The following is a 17210-nucleotide window of genomic DNA, read 5'->3' on the forward strand; positions in this document are numbered from 1 at the left end:
GGATTCCTCTGAAATTTTGGTGTAAATAGTAAATCCATATTTATTCTTTGTCTTAGGTTAGTAACTAGTACACATTGGCAATCAAGCACTTACTCGACCTTTCGTCGCTTGCCAAAGAAGAAAACTTTGGACAAAGAAAAGCGCAGACAACTGCCATATCTCCTGACAGGTCCGCTACGACCCCCTATACATTTATGGATGAAGTCTGCGCTTATGCGCAACTCCAACAATGTATAGGTATTGCTCGTAAAATCTCATTCGAGGTAGCGGTTCGTCAGGAGAGTTTGAGCAAATATGTCTTTGTAACTTGCAGAGATATCAACTCCAAGGTTGACATATCACGCAAATCACATCGGCAAAAATACAATATTTTTATTAATCAGCACAATTTTTAGCAAAAAAAATACAAAAACAAACAAAAAAAATCTATTTTCAGAACAGAAAATCTTTCGTTGTTGGCTGCTATACAACTTTCTTGGGATACAAATAAATGATTATATAAGTAGATTTATCTACTACCCTATCCAGTCGAAAAGGTGTCTTGTTTTGCAAGCGTCCTTCGGCCGAACGGGTGAATGTTTCTTTTTAATCCACCTTTATATTCTTACCTTTTACCTTTTTTTTCGTTTTTCAAGACAAAAAAAAGCTCTCAATCTAGAACAAAAACTAGCTATTTTTGTCTCTTCCTTATGTGTTCTCATCAGGCTGTTTTGAGTAAAAACAACCCAATGTTGCAACTTTTATTCTACTATTTCCTAATAGAATGAATGTTATGGCGCAATTCTTTTAATGTTATGGCACAATTACTCTAATGTTATGGTGCAATTGAACGGTGGTTGCGTTACAACTGAATGGTGGTTGAGTTACAACTGAATGGTGGTTGAGTTGCAATTGAATGGTGGTTGATGTATAATAGAACGTCTATTGCAGAGCGATTTCTGAAGGGTTGCCAAGCGTTCCTTATAACACACTAATATTCAGACGGTTAAGTAAAAGCACAAAACTCGCATATTTCCGACCGAGTTTACGTTTGGTGAATTTGGTGCGAGTTTTAGGCCCTTAAATATGAAAAATCACGACAAAACCATATTTACATACAAAGAGAGAGGGAATAAAGCGGGTGAACGAAAATTTTTTTCAATAATAGCAGAGAAAGTTTGGTGGTATGAAAAGTATCGTGTACTTTTGCAGCAGAATTGATTGAATCTACAAGATGACGTAGCAAAGAATCTGCTCTCTGAAGCATAGTGTAACAATCGGGGTGAACGCCCCGCAAACATCAGTCTGAAAAGGCTGATGAATGAGCGTTCTTTATATTTATTGTTACACTAAATTCATTCTAATTATGAGAAGAAGTAATCGACAAGGTAGCTTGGCTCGTCCAAGAATTCCTTATCGTGTATGCCGATGTCTGCCCAATGGTGTTGTATCTCATCTTGAAGCCCGACTGCTCAGGAATCTGGTCAACCGCGAGATTCATCCTATCAGATGCGCAGAGAGTTGTAAAAGGAAATTTCAGAAAGCGATGTATCTTGGTGATCTTTGCGCAGAAACTGGTCATTTCTGGTGGGCTCGGAAAATCTGGACATTTGCCTCAAAACTTATTGAAGACAAGGACTATGACGATTGGCGTTATGTTTGTTTTGATAACGAACGAGTGAGGCTCAGGGATGTTATTTCGGAAACGGAATGCGAATTGTTAGACCGCAGATGCAGTCAACTCTGGCGAGCTCTCGGACACCCTGAATACGACTGGTGGGATGACAGGGTTGAGTACCTTACCAGTACTTACTTTGGGACTACTTACTACGACTTGTTTGCCGACAAATATGATGGTTACTACGACGAACCGATTGGTGAGTGGGAGGCAAAGATAGAAGAAGCGGAGAAAGAGCAGGAAACTCAACAAATATTCCAGGACGGTCAGGGCAATAACCTTCCCCCTTGCTCTCAAAACTTCATGGATTACTGGCACGATGGCCCTCATACAGAGGACTTTTCGTGGCTCACTTACAAGCATGGTCAACAGCAGAAATACTGTTGATCATGTTTGTTTTCAAAGATGCGGATTGGTTCAGATCGTTTTGGGCCAAACTGAAGAAAAACCGTAAAAAACTTTTCTTATTTGAATTCTTTGGCTACTTTTGCACAAAATTTGAGTAAAGATGAAAGTAAAGATTCAAACAATGCTTGGCGACATCGTTGTTCGCCTGTATGACGAGACTCCTATACACCGTGACAACTTTGTGAAACTGGCAAAGGAGGGCTATTATGATGGTACGCTGTTCCATCGTGTGATTAAGGACTTTATGATTCAGGGCGGCGATCCTGACTCAAAGGGCGCACCTGCCGGAAAGATGCTGGGTGTGGGCGGACCTGATTACACACTTGAAGCTGAGATTAAGGACGGTCTGTTCCATAAGCGTGGTACGCTGGCCGCTGCAAGACAGGGCGACGAGGTGAATCCTGAACGCCGCAGTAGTGGCTCTCAGTTCTATATAGTCTGGGGACAGGTGTATAATGAGGGACAGCTCAAACAGTTCTCTAAACAGTTGAGGATGCAGAAAGTTCAGGATGTTTTCAATAACCTTGCTGCAGAACACCGTGCAGAAATTATGCAGATGCGCCGTGATAGGAACCGTGCCGGACTACAGGAACTGCAAGACAAGCTGGTTGCGGAAGCCGAGCAAAAGGTAGGAAAGGACGGATTGACTGACGACCAGTTGAAGATTTATTCTACCATTGGCGGAACTCCTCATCTTGACGGACAATATACCGTATTTGGCGAGGTAGAGGAAGGTCTTGATGTGGTTGAAATGATACAGAACACTGCTACTGGACGCGCCGACAGACCTATTGATGACATTGAAATGAGAATGACGGTCATTGAATAGGGATACTTTATTACACCATTCGCCGAAAGAATTTGACTGTTCGATGAAAAAGTTTTAAGGGATACCACTTTTCTCCTACTTTTGCTGCATCATTTTATTGTTACACTAAATAAAGGCTTGCAAAAGGATATGAGAAAAGTGACTCTTTTTATGATGCTTGTTGTAACCATGACGGTGATGACGTGCTGCTCGGCAGATAGTCCTTATGGTGATTACTTCGGCATGAGGAATGGTGATGGCATGATGAATGCTGGAGGCAACTCATCAACTACGGGTGAACTGACCAGTTTTGATATAACCTTGGACCAATCGGCTACAGAACCTTCGGGAGTGGCTACGGCCTACTTCCCCGATGAGGAAGACAAACTGGAAAACAATGAGTTCTCAACCTTGGTGAATATCGATATGGCTCACCCTGAAACAAAGACAGAGAACGGCGTGGAGGTGACGGTGAACAACGGACACATTACTGCCAATCATAACGACACGAAAGGGGTGTGCTATGTGGTGAGCGGAAATACTGCCAACGGCTCGTTTACCGTATTGGGTGAGAAAAAGTATGCCGTAAAACTGAATGGAGTGAACATTACGAACCCCGACTCGGCAGCGTTAAACCTACTAAGCAGTAAGCGTGCCTTCATCCTACTGGCCGACGGCACTTCCAACTCGCTGACCGATGGCACAGGGGGCAGTCAGAAAGGGGCTCTCTACTGCAAAGGAAAGCTGCTGTTCAATGGCACCGGTAGTCTCAGCATTATTGGGAATACGTACAATGGCATACATTCGGCCGACTATATCGTGTTCAACAAGGGTAATAATATTTATGTGAAATCGACCGCCAATCATGGCGTGAAAGCCAACGACGGGGTGTTTATCAACGGAGGCTTGCTGAACATCGAGGTTTCGGCAGCTGCCGCAAAGGGCATCAACAGCGAAAGTCATATTATGGTGAATGGTGGTCGGACGGCTATTCTTACTACAGGAAATGGCATTTACGACAGCGAAGAGCGAGAAGCGAAAGGGGCTGCATGCATAAAGACTGACTCTATGCTGACCGTCAACGGTGGTGAACTATGGCTGAAGAGCACCGGATCTGGTGGAAAGGGTATAAACAGTGATGCTTCAGCTACGTTCAATGGGGGCAACGTGTATGTGGTAACCACGGGCTCGCAATATAAAAGCAACAGCGACACCTCATCTCCCAAAGGTATCAAGGCCGATGGCAACATCAGTATAACTGGTGGCAGAATATGGGTGCGCACCGAGGGTACAAACGGCGAGGGTATTGAAACAAAGAAAGAACTGACGGTAACTGGCGGAGAGGTGGCAAGCTATGCCTACGATGATGCCATCAACTCGAAAAGCACAATGACCATCAATGGCGGAATGGTCTTTGCTCAAGGAAAGAAAAACGACGGGCTTGATGCCAATGGCAACTGCTACATCAATGGTGGTACTGTCTATGCTGTAAGTGCCGGCACGCCCGAGGTAGCTATTGACGCAAATACTGAAGGAGGATACAAACTCTATATCAATGGCGGCACCATCGTGGCCATAGGTGGAGTAGAGAGGGGTGCCAGCATTGCGCAGCCTTACGATTCGGAGAATTCGTGGAGTAGTAACACCTGGTATGCACTGAGTTGGGGAGGCACCACGTTCACATTCAAGACTCCAACGAGCGGTGGTTCGGGTATAGTGGTTTCGGCCAGCGAACAGCCAAGCCTACAGTCGGGTGTTGATGTGTCGGGAGGCACAACTTATTTCGGCGGACTCGGCGTTTATTAAAGTGTAGAGTGTAGAGTTTAGAGTGTAGAGTTTGCTACCGCTCCGCAGTACTTTCAATTATGCATTATGCATTATGAATTATGAATTGTCCTGCGGAGCGGTAGCCGCTCGACCTTTGGTCGCTTGCATGGCAAGAAACTCTACACTCTAAACTCTACACTTAAAGATTCTTCACTTAAAAAGTTCTCCTTCTACCATTTTGTCTTCGTTCGAAAAGCGGATGGTGGGAACGAATTGGGGAGAAGCGGTTACAGGCTGAACTTTTACAGCGGTGGGCTGGATGGAAATTGGAGCTGTTTCGACAGTAATTACCTGACTAACTGGTGCAGCAGAAGAAGATAAATAAAAAGAAGTCTTGTCCAACACATACTCGGCCAATTGGAACAAACGGGTCATACCGAGATCTACCAACACTTCCATCGAGAAAAGGTTCTTTGCATTCATAATGGTAATAATTTAAGTTTTCGTTATTAATTTGATTGCAAAGTAAAATAAGGGGTGTACCATAAGTCGGTACACCCCTTTTAAATTTAATATCTTTTAAGATTATCGGCTATTATTTTCCTCATTTTTTGCCGCAGACTATCAGGGTGCAGTACTTCGATGCCATCGCCATGCGAGAGAAGTTCGCCTATGAAATCGGCAGTAGGACGAATATCGAACGAGAAATCGGTATAGGAAGGAGTTGACTCCAGTTCACACTGCGAATGGTGCAGCGGCAGCGTACGCAGATAGTCGGACTTGTTGCCATAGGCGCGCACCACCACATGAGCCATCGGCTCGTTGACGGTGAGCACACCATAGTATTCAGAGAAATAGGCCTGGGGCGAGAAATCGGCAGGCATTGAAAATCGCTCGTCGATCATCACCACGCTGTACATACGGTCGAGGGCATAGAGGCGCATCTGATTTTCGGTCGTACAGGCCAACAGATACCATCGACGGCGAAAGAGCTTCAGGGCATAGGGACACACCGTCTTTTTATAGCTCTCGGCTCCAAACTTCTGATAGCCTATGCGCAATTGGCGGTTGCCCTTGATGGCTTCGATGATGGTGGAAAGAAAAGCCTCGCCAGCCGGCACACTCTCCAGTACCAGCCTGTCGTTGATGGCAGTACTATCGGCCAAGACGCCATGAACGGCGAGTGTGGAATACAACCAGCGGCCTACTGAACCATCGCCAAGATTCTCGGGATTGCTGATATAATAGCAATAGGTTTTCGGTTCGCACTCTATGATGATGCCAAACATAGACAGGATGGCATCGCGATGGCGATTGAAGGATGTACGAGACAACGGATTGCCATCGGCCACTTCATCGTGCACCCATTGTCGTTTCAGTTCTTCAAAGGTCATTCGTCCGTGAAGGCTGAGGGTGTTGATAATCCAGATATAGTGCTGAAAAATCTGTGCAGGTTTCATATCTTTCTTTTACAAAGACTTAACAAAAAGGAAACGGGAGGTAACCTCTCCCCCACTACACCATGTTCTGCGGATGCTGCCGGACAAAGGCACGGACATTCTCGATGGCTACTGCAAGCAGGCGCTTGCGTGCCTCGCCAGTGGCCCATGCTATATGGGGAGTAAGGTAGGCGTTAGACTGAGTGAGCAGTGGATTGTCAGCCAATGGAGGCTCGTTGGTCAGTACATCGGCACAATAGGCTGCTAGACGACCTTCAGCAAGGGCTTGAGCCACATCGGCATCATTGATCAGCGGGCCACGGCCGGTATTGATGAGAATGGCCGATGATTTCATCTGAGAAAGGGTCTGAGCATTGATGAGACAGCGGGTGTCGGGCGTGAGCGGACAGTGGAGTGAAAGCACATCGGAGGTGGCAAGGAGTTCGGCAAGTTCTACCTTCTTAACACCCTCGGGCAACGCATTGGCCTGCTTGCTGGTCAGAGCCTGCACCTTCATACCGAAAGCAAGAGCTATCTGAGCCACCCTACGCCCTATATTGCCCAGGCCTACAATACCGAAGGTTTTGCCGTACAGCTCTGGAAGCGGCGTGTCCCAATAACAGAAATCGGGATTGTTGGTCCATCGGCCTTCCCTGTTCTGCCGGGCATAGTGCTCGATACGATTGGTAACGGTGAGCAGATGGGCAAACACCATTTGAGCCACGCTCTCAGTACTGTAGGCTGGCACATTGGTAACGACGATACCACGCTGGTGGGCAGCATCAACATCTACCACATTATAGCCTGTTCCCAGTACACCTATATATTTAAGGTGGGGCAATTGCTCCATCTCCTTCAGGCCAAGAATCACCTTGTTGGTCAGCACTATTTCGGCCTCGGCAGCACGTGCCACAGTTTCCTCTGGCATGGTACGGTCAAAAACTGTGAGTTCGCCTATTTCCTTCAGCGGTTCCCACGACAAATCGCCAGGATTGGCTGTATATGCATCAAGAATAACTATTTTCATGTTAGCTCAAAAAATTAAATGATTCCTATTATAGCAAAAATGTTTCCCAGAAAAGGGGGAAACAACATTTTTAAGAATGCAAAGGTATTTGATTTTAACGAGAAAACGATGGCTATAGGCATAAAAATCGTTAATTAACCATCAAATAATTAGGAACTTATGCAATATTTTTGTAACTTTGCGCACTTTTTAAAAAGAACAGGATAAGAATATATATATTATTTAGGCATGAGACAACTGAAAATTCAAAAGAGTATCACGAACCGCTCGAGTGAAGCACTTGACAAGTACTTGGTTGAAATAGGCCGTGCTCCCTTGATTTCCATCGACGAGGAGATTGAGCTGGCACAGACCATCCGCCGTGGTGGCCCAGAGGCTCAACGCGCCAAGGAGAAACTGGTGAGTGCCAACCTTCGTTTCGTGGTGAGTGTGGCCAAGCAGTATCAGCATCAGGGCCTTACCCTTACCGACCTTATCGACGAGGGTAACATAGGACTTATTAAGGCTGCTGAGAAATTTGATGAGACGCGCGGCTTCAAATTCATCTCTTATGCCGTATGGTGGATTCGCCAGAGCATTCTGCAGGCCATTGCCGAACAGAGCCGTATTGTGCGTCTGCCTCTGAACCAGACTGGTGCGCTGAGCAAAATCAATCAGACCATCAGCACATTCGAACAGGAACACGGACGCCGCCCTTCTAACTTTGAGATTGAGGAACTGACGGGCGTGGAGAGCGAGAAAATTGAACAGGCCATCAAGGCTGATGCCCACCACATGAGTATCGATGCTCCTTTCGGTGACGACGACGACAACGCAATGGTGGATATGCTGTCATCAGGCGAGGATAGCCGTACCGACAAGCATGTTGACTATGAGTCGCTCACTTCTGATTTGGATCACGTACTGGGACGCGTGCTGAAAGAGCGCGAACTGCGTATCGTAAAAGAATGTTTCGGCATTGGCTGTCACGAGAAAGGCCTGGAAGAAATAGGAACCGAAATGGGTCTTACACGTGAACGTGTACGCCAGATTCGCGAAAAGAGTATCACCAAACTGCGTGAAAGCGGCTATGCTAAAGTACTGATGAAGTATCTTGGATAATCGAACTAAGAACGATTGCTATACAACAGTATAAAAAGATGAGGGGCTTGACTGTTTTGTCAAGCCCCTCATCATTTATACCTGGATTCAATTTTATTTCACAATCTTCTTACCATTCACAATGTAAAGGCCACTTGGCAGAGAGTTCAGACTGGAACCTACATAACGGCCATCGATAGTATAGACGCGAACAGGCTTCTCCTGATGCAGGGTTTTGATGCCTGTAGTATTATCATTCTTCACCATTACCTCGTCAAGGAAGAACCTGCCCTTATCGGCAACAAACGTCAGTTGTACATCGCCAGTTGCGGTCAGTTCGGCTGTAAAGTCCGTGAACCCACCCTTCACCATGGTGAATGAGGATTTGCTTGTGGTTCCACCATCTATATAAAGACTTAAATTAGTGCCGTCGGCAGTTGCATTCCATGCGCCAGCCTTAAAGGTGAGCACAGCCTTTCCATTCAGCTGGAAAGAAGGTAACTGGGCGGAACCCGATACAGAAGATTTGCCGAACCTTGCACACTTATCGGCTCCATAAGCATGGGGGGACTCCCACCCTACGTTGTCAGCAAGGAATGTTGTTGAAGCAACACTTCCACTCCACTTTCCATCGTTACCGCCAGTTCCTTTACACTTATCGAACGACTCATAAAACAATACGCCCTCTGGTGTAGGTGTAGGAGTTGGAGTGCCACCAAAAGTAAGTGTGACAGTACCGTCGTTGTTCTTCTTCACATCGGTAATGCCTATTGTCTTACTTGTTCCGCTAAAGGTGGGCAGCGTTGAAATCGTTTTATAGGTACCTCCATAAAGATTGGCAGAACTTGCCGAATAGTACAATTTAGCGCCATTGGCTGTCAGTACACGAGCACGTCTCTTCGCTTTCACATTGTTCAGAATGTCAGATTCCCAATCATGCTTGTTATAGGCAATACGAGTGACCAGCACACCACTACCATAAGCGGTGGGATACCAAGTGCCTGGCTGACGATTTTCAAAAATAAAGGTTTCGGTACCGCTATGGCGAATAATATAGGCAGAATTCTCAGCCTTTCCAAAGGGCGACTGCAGGACAACTTCTTCGGCATCTCCCACCTCTTTCAGATCGAGCCATCCCAGAAAACTCTTCTCATAGGCATTATAGCCAATAGGCTTGCGACAGTATTCGTCAACATAGGAACCGGTGTCCATAATCGACCAGTTGCCAAAGGAATCATCCTGAGAATAGCTATAGTCTGTACAATAGAAATCGGGCAGACCAAGCGCATGTCCGAACTCATGACAGAACACGCCCAAACCCATGAGTGTAGAGCCACCTGTGTTCAGCTCATTGCCTACGAAGAAACTATTGAATTGAAGATTCTGATATTTACCCTGATGAGGATCTTCTTCAGCACCCCATTCGCAAGGCCAGATTAACTTGCTGTTTGCTGTTGACTCAGATTCAGTAGCCTCGCCTTTTCCGGCGTAAAGCATACAAAGCAAGGGTATGCCTTTAGCATGCTTTTCATCGGCAGCATCGACTACATACTGCGAGAAATCGGCCCCCAACTGTTCTATAGCTGCATTAATAGCATCGCTAGGAAGGTCGTCAAGATGCTGATCGATGCCATCATCGTCGTTCTGACCGTAATAGGAGGCGTTTTTCGATAGGGTAACGATACCTACCACATCGAAAGTAGGAATGAACTGTCCTCCACTCTGCGACTTAAAGTAATCGCGAACAGAACCGATACAACCGCCATCGCTATATCCTTCTTCATTGTAATAGCGTTTCATCAGTTCAACAGTGGTAGTAGTCTTGAACTTAGTATCTGCAAACTGTACCATCACCACAGGAATGGTATATTCGCCAATGCTGGGTACAGAGCCGCAACTCATCGTGCCATAAGCTCCAAGACCATCGGCGGTTGATGCATAGATGGCACGACGTTTTCCTTCATTAGCCGCTCTGCGTGCTGCACGAACAGCGATGCGAGCCTCTCTCTTTTCGATAAGTGATTGTTCGTCAACAGGTTCAAAGAAACCATCTTTTTCCACATAGCAGGTTCCATCGGCAGCTTGCAACCAATGGCCATACTCGTCGCCTACTCTTTGAACACGAAGCTCGGTACCGTTTTTCAGTTTCACCGTCTGCCACATTCCTGGCTTCACGGGTACAGCCAAAGCAGTCATAGCAAAGGCAAAAAAAGATAGAGCCAATAAATAAACTCTTTTCATTCTGTAGTCAATAGTTTTAATATTAAATTATTTAAAGTGAATAGTCTTTATGGATTTATTTGTGATAACTCCATTGCCCTTATAATATTTCATGGCTTCGGGCAACCATCCCTGAATATCTTTCATACGCTTGGCGTCAGAAGGGTGATCGGCAAAAAGACTGCTGCTGCCACCTCCAGTCATCTGGGCCATACGCTGCCAGAAGGTTACTGCCACATGTGGGTCATAGCCGGCCATAGCGGCAAAGACAAGTCCCATACGGTCGGCCTCACTCTCCTGTTTGCGAGAAAAACCGGAAGTCCACAATTGAGTGCCTAACGAAGAGCCAATGGCCAGGAGTTGCTGCATGCCCGGTTTGGCACCAGCCGCTTTGGCTGCAACACCCAGAATGGCATTGCCATACTGACTTTTATACTCGTTGCTGATACGTTCGGCAGAGTGTTTGGCAACGGCATGTGCTATCTCATGTCCCAGCACAATAGCCAGAGAGGCTTCATCCTTGGTCACCGGCAACAAGCCTTCAAACACCACGATTTTTCCGCCTGGCATACAGAATGCATTCACCTGTTTATCCTGTACAAGGTTAAACTCCCACGCATACGAACGGGCATCTGCCCCCATACCATTCTGAGTAAGATATTGTACCACAGCATTGGCCAGTTTCTGCCCCACTCGCTTTACCATAGCAGTATTGGCAGTATTGGTAGAAGCCTTTGCCTGTCTGATGTACTGCTGATATTGCTGATTGGAAAGGCTTAGCACCTGTTCGTCGCTCACCAGCAGATTCTGCTTTCTTCCAGTAATGGGAACGGTCGATGAAGTACCACAGCCAACCAGTAGGATGGCTACCACCGACAACAGAAAAACACGAATAGTTTTCATACAAATCATATCGATTAGTTCTTCACAAATATGTTGCAAAGATAACAACATTTTTTCAAACAGCAAATAAATGCATAAAAATAGAATGTTTTTTGACACGAAAAGAGAATGGTTCTGATAAAAAAGCAGATCGATTAAAGACAAGAAGTAGAATGTTTAAAGGCACAAAAAAAAGAGAGGATACTTCACAGCAGCCTCTCCCGATACTATATCAATAGTAAGTAATAATGATCAAAACTTATTTCAATCCGCGGTTCTGCAGAGTTGTGTTCAGAAGCATCAGATACTTGTGGTACTGCTTCTGGTCGAGCACATAACGCATGTAGCGCAGATCCTTCTTGATAGCTTTGTCCATGAGTACGGTACGCTCGTCTTTATTTGCATGAGCAGCCATCATCATTTCAGCACAGAACATACGGTGAATATCACCAACGCTCTCCATCTGATCAGAAGTCATATCGAGTGCAACAGCCAGTTTGCGCAGGTTCACTGTCATGTCATAAACCTCAGTGTTCAGCGTCAGGTCGGCATTCTCGTTCTCAGCAAACGAAGTCATCGTCATACTCAGCATGGCTACAACCATCATAATCATCTTTTTCATCTTTTTACCCTTTCTTTTCTTTACTCGGAACCTTCGCAGCAGTTTATTGTGTTGTTGTTATCCTTTTTAAATTACTAATCTTTTTTCCTTAATGTCTGCTCAGGTCCCTACCTTAATAATTGTTTGTTATCCTTGTCGCGAGGATTTTCACTCACTTTGCAGTGGTTTTTATTTCCTTTTGACGATGCAAAGATAAGGCAATATTTCAAAGTTGCAATACTTTTTAGGCTCTTGTGTGCGCAAACAGTCTCTTTTGTTGACCAAAATCAAAGATATTGCACTTTTATTTGCTTTTTCACTCGCTTATTCATGCCTTTGAGATACTCTCGAAAGTACTACCACTCGGAAAAATGCAAAATTATTTGCTATTTCACTCGCTTATTCGTACCTTTGCAGCGTTAATACATATTTATATAATGGATAATAAACAGAACAATTACATTTCTGTCAGCTATCAGCTTTATTCTATTAGTGCTGACGGACAGAAAAATTTAGAAGAAGAGACTCAACAGGGACGTCCTTTCCAGTTTATCAGCGGATTTGGTGTATCACTCGATGCTTTCGAACAGAAGATTGTAGCCCTCGAACAGGGTGCCAAATTCGATTTTACACTCCAACCTTCAGAAGCTTTCGGCGAATATGATGCAGAAGCTGTACACAAGGTTAATCGCGACATTTTTTCTATTAACGGCCATTTCGATCACGAAAACATCTTTGAAGGTGCAGTGATTACAATGATGGATGCCGACGAGAAACGCTTTATGGCCCGTGTTGCCAAGATTGAAGAAGACGGCGTGACCATCGACACCAATCATCCCTTGGCTGGCAGCACCCTGCAGTTCGTAGGCGAAGTGCTCGAAAACCGTCCTGCTACCAACGAAGAGATTCAGCACATGTTGAACCACCTGAGCGGTGAAGGCTGCGGATGTGGTTGCGATGACTGCGAAGGCGGTTGCGGACACGATCATAAGCATGAGGATGGATGTGGCTGCGGACATGACCACAAGCATGAAGGTGGTTGCGGTTGCGGACATTGCCATTAATAGTGCACCCACCTCTCACCTCTCACCTCTCAACTCTAAACTCCCCCCTCTCCCCCAATGCGCAACACATTCGGAAACATTTTCACCCTGACTACTTTTGGAGAAAGCCACGGTCCAGCCGTAGGTGGCGTGGTTGACGGCATGCCTGCCGGCATCAAAATCGACATGGATTTTATCCAGCACGAACTCGATCGTCGTCGACCCGGCCAAAGCAGTATCACCACAGCACGAAAAGAGTCAGACCGTGTGGAACTGCTTAGTGGTGTATTTGAAGGATATACCACTGGCACCCCAATCGGTTTCATCGTTAGAAACGAGAATCAGCATTCGCACGACTACGAGAATCTGCGCGAACTATTCCGTCCATCACATGCCGACTACACCTATTATAATAAATATGGTGTACGCGACCATCGCGGTGGAGGACGCACATCGGCTCGTATCACCATCAGCCGATGCGTAGCTGGAGCATTGGCTAAACTTGTGCTGCAACAGATGGGCATCAGTATTCAGGCATACACCTCGCAGGTGGGGCCTATTGCATTGGATTTTGACTATAAGAAGTACGATCTTTCAAAAACTGAAGAAAATGCCGTGCGTTGTCCAGATGCTGAGAAAGCCAAGCAGATGGAGCAGCTCATCACCGAGGTGAAAGGTGAAGGCGACACGATAGGCGGGGTGATCTCCTGTGTAGTAAAAGGCTGTCCTGTGGGCATTGGCGAACCGGAATTCGGCAAACTTCACGCACAACTGGGAGCTGCCATGCTCAGCATCAATGCCGTGAAGGGATTCGAATATGGAGAAGGGTTTGAAGGTGCCTCTTGGCGCGGTTCACAGCAGAACGATGTATTCCTGAGCAAAGGAGATTCTGTGACCACTCGCACCAATCACAGCGGTGGCATTCAAGGCGGACTTTCCAACGGTCAAGACATCTATTTCCGTGTGGCCTTTAAGCCTGTGGCAACCTTGCTGCGAGAACAGGAAACTATTGATATTGAGGGCAATGCCACTACTTTTAAGGCACAGGGACGTCACGACCCTTGTGTTTTGCCAAGAGCAGTTCCTGTGGTAGAAGCAATGGCAGCAATGGTCATTTTAGACAATGTTTTGTTAAACAAAACTGTAAAAATAAGCTCTACAGAATCAAAAAAAAAACTAAGCCAGAATGTCTAAAAAAGTGTAACAATTAGACAAAAATAAGATAATTGAATGATTATTTAAAAAAAATCACATTTTTGTTTGGAGAATTCAACAATATTACTTACCTTTGCAATTGCTATAAGGGGTTTGTGATAAATCCTGATAAGCTTTAGTTAAGTCTAGTTTAGTTTTTGTGTTGGTTGAGGGCTGCCTTTTTGCAGCCCTCAAATTTTTATGGTTCGTTCGTCAGAACGGCTGCCTTCTTGCAGCCCTCAAATTTTTTATGGTTCGTTCATCAGAACGGCTGCCTTCTTGCAGCCCTCACCACCAACTTATTCCACCACTCCAATGATTTCCTGTACCGAATTACAGCCATGACGGTCCAACCATTCATTGATACCATCGCGCACCTTAATCGTAACCGTTGGGTCAATGAAGTTAGCTGTTCCTATCTCAATAGCTGTAGCTCCCGCCATCATGAACTCAATAGCATCCTCAGCTGTCATGATGCCTCCCAAGCCCACAACAGGAATCTTCACAGCCTTAGCCACCTGATTCACCATTCGTACAGCCACAGGCTTCACACAAGGGCCGCTCAATCCGCCTGTTCCAATGCTAAGACGCTTTTTCCTCTTCTCAATATCAATAGACATGCCCATCAGCGTGTTAATCAGCGACACAGAGTCGGCACCAGCAGCCTCAACGGCACGTGCTATCTCGGCAATACTCGTCACATTGGGCGACAGCTTCACGATGAGGGTTTTATGATAGCGCTGGCGCACAGCCTTCACCACACTCTCGGCACCGGCACAAGTCACACCAAAGGCCATTCCGCCATCCTTCACGTTCGGACAAGAGATATTCAGTTCAATGGCAGGAATCTTGTCGAGTGCATCAACACGTGCAGCACACTCAGCATAATCTTCAGGAGAAGAGCCGCTCACATTGACAATCATATTGGTGTCGATATCCTTAATCTGCGGATAGATATGCTCACAGAAGTAGTCTACGCCCTTGTTCTGCAGACCAACGCAGTTCAGCATGCCCATGGGAGTTTCTACCATACGCGGATAGTCATTTCCCTGACGAGGATTGAGCGTTGTACCCTTTACTATGATGCCTCCAATACCGTCGAGCGGAATAAAGTCCTGGAACTCGAGGCCATATCCAAAAGTTCCTGAGGCAGTCATCACCGGATTCTTCAACTTCAAGCCTTTTATTTGTACATCTAACTTTGCCATTTTTCTTTTCTTTACAATTTACGATTGTCGTTCAATACCGCTTTGGAATAGTTTTGTGCAATACTGATTTACAAGTCCCACTGCAGACGGTCGATATTGAACACTGGACCATCCTTGCAAACGCAGAGGTTGCCCTCGGTAGTCTTCTCCACACAGCACAGACAGGCACCCAGTCCGCAAGCCATCAAATTCTCGAGCGACACCTCACACCGTGTTTCACTCTTACGGGCATAACGGGCCACAGCCTTCATCATCGGGGTGGGACCGCACACTTGTATCAAACTGAACTGTTCGCTCTGGAGAACAGAGTGATTGGTGACAAATCCATGCTCACCCATCGAACCGTCTTCGGTAGTTACCAGCACACGTCCATATTTTTCAAACTCGTTGAGCATCAGCAGGTCGTTCTTCGTGCGGGCACCCAGAAGAAATGTAGGCTCTACCCCACTCTCCTTCAGTTTTTTGCCCAGATAAAGCAACGGAGCCACACCAACACCGCCACCAACAAGGAGAGGAGCACCGTTCTCCGAGGCATTGGTAAGCGTGAACCCATTACCCAGCGGCAGCATACAGTTCAGCGTGTCGCCAGCCTGCAATCCAGCCATCCAGCGGGTACCATCACCCACGGTAGCCACCAGGAGCCACAACTCGTTCTTATCGTAATCAACAAAATTAATGGAAATAGGACGGCGTAAAAACGTTGAGGGCGAGCCATCCACACGCACCTCTACAAACTGGCCTGGCAGCATTTCTGGCAGTTGTTCGTTGTGAGTCAGTTTAATGAGTACATACCGTTCATGCAAACGCTCCACCGACTGTACTGTCAGGTCAAGAACATACTTTTTCATCTTGGAAAATCCCTTTTTTACAAATTTCCCTGCAAAGGTACGATTAAGCGAGTGAAAAAGCAAATAATTTTGCATTTTTCCGCGCTCGGCGACGAAGGAGACGCTTCGCTTGCGAAAAACGTGAGTACCTTGGAGCGACAGCTCAGAGGTACGATTAAGCGAGGAGAAAATGCAAAATTATTTGCTAATTTCCGAGCGTGTTTAGAGGAACCAATATGATCATAGAGATCAGAACAAGACAATAAACTGCAAACATACCATAAATAATCTTAAATTCTAACCTAAACAGACGTAAATCTGCATTTAATATTGTATATTTGTGAAAATTTTCATTGCAGTTGCAACTGCATGGAATAAGTAAATAAAAACACTTTGAAAAAAGGGCTGAAAAGCCAATTAAAATATATGACAAAACGATTCATAATGACAGTCATCTGCTTCCTGTTCATGATGTTGACCATCATGGCAAAGGGCGTATGCGAGGTGGACTGTGGTTCGCGAATCGCTTCCACCAACGAAATCGGCTTTGAACAGGTTTGCCAAAAGATTGAAGCCGAGATTGCCAAATCGATCAACGACAAGGCCAATCAGCAATATAATAAATGTGGATTCGGCTTTGAAATAACGACAATTTGTGGCTGTAATGCCCCGCCAACACTGGGAAATCACGTATTTTCGCCTACTTCTTTTCACATGGGTCTGTTCTCTTTCAAACGATTCATGCGCAATACGCTATGCGCTGAACCAAACAAAGAAAAACACGCAAAAACAGAGAATGGAAAAGTAGACACCTGGGAGTTATTTCAACTAAAAGCATCCAGAGAGCCTCTACAAGCCTCTGAATTAATTCCGATAGACATATAACTAAACTAAGAGACAAGACAAATTGGAGCGCTTAAAAGCCTCAAACGAGCCAAGAGGAAAGCTTACAGATCTTCATCTTTCCAGCGACAATCTAAATCAACAAAAACTGTAAGCAACTTCTCACTACTACAAACACATCAATCAACAAAAAAACAGAACATTTT

Annotated in this window: 15 protein-coding genes; 7 read left to right on the forward strand and 8 right to left on the reverse strand. The window is 45.6% G+C overall.

Annotation, left to right across the window (positions count from 1 at the left end; genetic code table 11):
- Positions 1-1345 precede the first annotated feature (1345 nt).
- The 3 genes from L6475_RS08800 to L6475_RS08810 all read left to right on the forward strand — a co-directional run bounded on the left by L6475_RS08800 (position 1346) and on the right by L6475_RS08810 (position 4679).
- Positions 1346-2044, forward strand: a complete 699-nt coding sequence (locus L6475_RS08800) for a hypothetical protein (RefSeq protein ID WP_237819132.1) — start codon at positions 1346-1348, stop codon at positions 2042-2044.
- A 121-nt stretch (positions 2045-2165) separates the two neighbouring features.
- Positions 2166-2894, forward strand: a complete 729-nt coding sequence (locus L6475_RS08805) for a peptidylprolyl isomerase (protein WP_237819134.1) — start codon at positions 2166-2168, stop codon at positions 2892-2894.
- 129 nt (positions 2895-3023) lie between these two features.
- Positions 3024-4679, forward strand: coding sequence for a carbohydrate-binding domain-containing protein (locus L6475_RS08810; protein ID WP_237819136.1), 1656 nt, complete (start codon positions 3024-3026; stop codon positions 4677-4679).
- 171 nt (positions 4680-4850) lie between these two features.
- Here the strand turns inward: L6475_RS08810 and L6475_RS08815 are convergent, their stop codons facing one another.
- The 3 genes from L6475_RS08815 to L6475_RS08825 form a co-directional block, all read right to left on the reverse strand.
- Positions 4851-5123, reverse strand: coding sequence for a hypothetical protein (locus tag L6475_RS08815; protein ID WP_237819138.1), 273 nt, complete (start codon positions 5121-5123; stop codon positions 4851-4853).
- Between the two features lie 86 nt (positions 5124-5209).
- The gene (locus tag L6475_RS08820) at positions 5210-6100 is read right to left on the reverse strand and encodes a YafY family protein (protein ID WP_237819140.1); all 891 of its coding nucleotides are present in this window, start codon (positions 6098-6100) and stop codon (positions 5210-5212) included.
- Positions 6101-6155: 55 nt separating this feature from the next.
- Positions 6156-7106, reverse strand: coding sequence for a D-2-hydroxyacid dehydrogenase (locus L6475_RS08825; RefSeq protein WP_237819142.1), 951 nt, complete (start codon positions 7104-7106; stop codon positions 6156-6158).
- Between the two features lie 228 nt (positions 7107-7334).
- On the opposite strand from L6475_RS08825, the gene L6475_RS08830 reads away from it, so the two are divergent.
- Complete coding sequence (locus L6475_RS08830) at positions 7335-8207, forward strand: RNA polymerase sigma factor RpoD/SigA (protein WP_237819144.1); 873 nt, start codon at positions 7335-7337, stop codon at positions 8205-8207.
- A 93-nt stretch (positions 8208-8300) separates the two neighbouring features.
- Here the strand turns inward: L6475_RS08830 and L6475_RS08835 are convergent, their stop codons facing one another.
- The 3 genes from L6475_RS08835 to L6475_RS08845 all read right to left on the reverse strand — a co-directional run bounded on the left by L6475_RS08835 (position 8301) and on the right by L6475_RS08845 (position 11910).
- Positions 8301-10427, reverse strand: coding sequence for a M6 family metalloprotease domain-containing protein (locus tag L6475_RS08835; RefSeq protein ID WP_237819146.1), 2127 nt, complete (start codon positions 10425-10427; stop codon positions 8301-8303).
- Positions 10428-10454: 27 nt separating this feature from the next.
- Positions 10455-11309, reverse strand: coding sequence for a M48 family metallopeptidase (locus L6475_RS08840; RefSeq protein ID WP_237819148.1), 855 nt, complete (start codon positions 11307-11309; stop codon positions 10455-10457).
- A 238-nt stretch (positions 11310-11547) separates the two neighbouring features.
- The gene (locus L6475_RS08845; RefSeq protein ID WP_237819150.1) at positions 11548-11910 is read right to left on the reverse strand and encodes a hypothetical protein; all 363 of its coding nucleotides are present in this window, start codon (positions 11908-11910) and stop codon (positions 11548-11550) included.
- A gap of 416 nt (positions 11911-12326) precedes the next feature.
- On the opposite strand from L6475_RS08845, the gene L6475_RS08850 reads away from it, so the two are divergent.
- Positions 12327-12953 (forward strand): peptidylprolyl isomerase, encoded by a 627-nt coding sequence (locus L6475_RS08850; protein WP_237819152.1) that lies wholly within the window; start codon positions 12327-12329, stop codon positions 12951-12953.
- A gap of 57 nt (positions 12954-13010) precedes the next feature.
- Complete coding sequence (gene aroC, locus L6475_RS08855) at positions 13011-14126, forward strand: chorismate synthase (protein WP_237819154.1); 1116 nt, start codon at positions 13011-13013, stop codon at positions 14124-14126.
- Between the two features lie 299 nt (positions 14127-14425).
- Here aroC and L6475_RS08860 read toward each other — a convergent pair whose 3' ends face one another.
- Together L6475_RS08860 and L6475_RS08865 are read right to left on the reverse strand one after the other, a co-directional pair.
- Positions 14426-15334, reverse strand: coding sequence for a dihydroorotate dehydrogenase (locus tag L6475_RS08860; RefSeq protein ID WP_237819155.1), 909 nt, complete (start codon positions 15332-15334; stop codon positions 14426-14428).
- Positions 15335-15402: 68 nt separating this feature from the next.
- Positions 15403-16182, reverse strand: coding sequence for a dihydroorotate dehydrogenase electron transfer subunit (locus L6475_RS08865; RefSeq protein ID WP_237819158.1), 780 nt, complete (start codon positions 16180-16182; stop codon positions 15403-15405).
- A 372-nt stretch (positions 16183-16554) separates the two neighbouring features.
- Here L6475_RS08865 and L6475_RS08870 point away from each other — a divergent pair, with 372 nt between their 5' ends.
- Complete coding sequence (locus tag L6475_RS08870) at positions 16555-17046, forward strand: hypothetical protein (RefSeq protein WP_237819160.1); 492 nt, start codon at positions 16555-16557, stop codon at positions 17044-17046.
- Positions 17047-17210 lie beyond the last annotated feature (164 nt).

It is taken from the genome of Prevotella sp. E9-3, from assembly GCF_022024015.1.
GTDB lineage: Bacteria > Bacteroidota > Bacteroidia > Bacteroidales > Bacteroidaceae > Prevotella.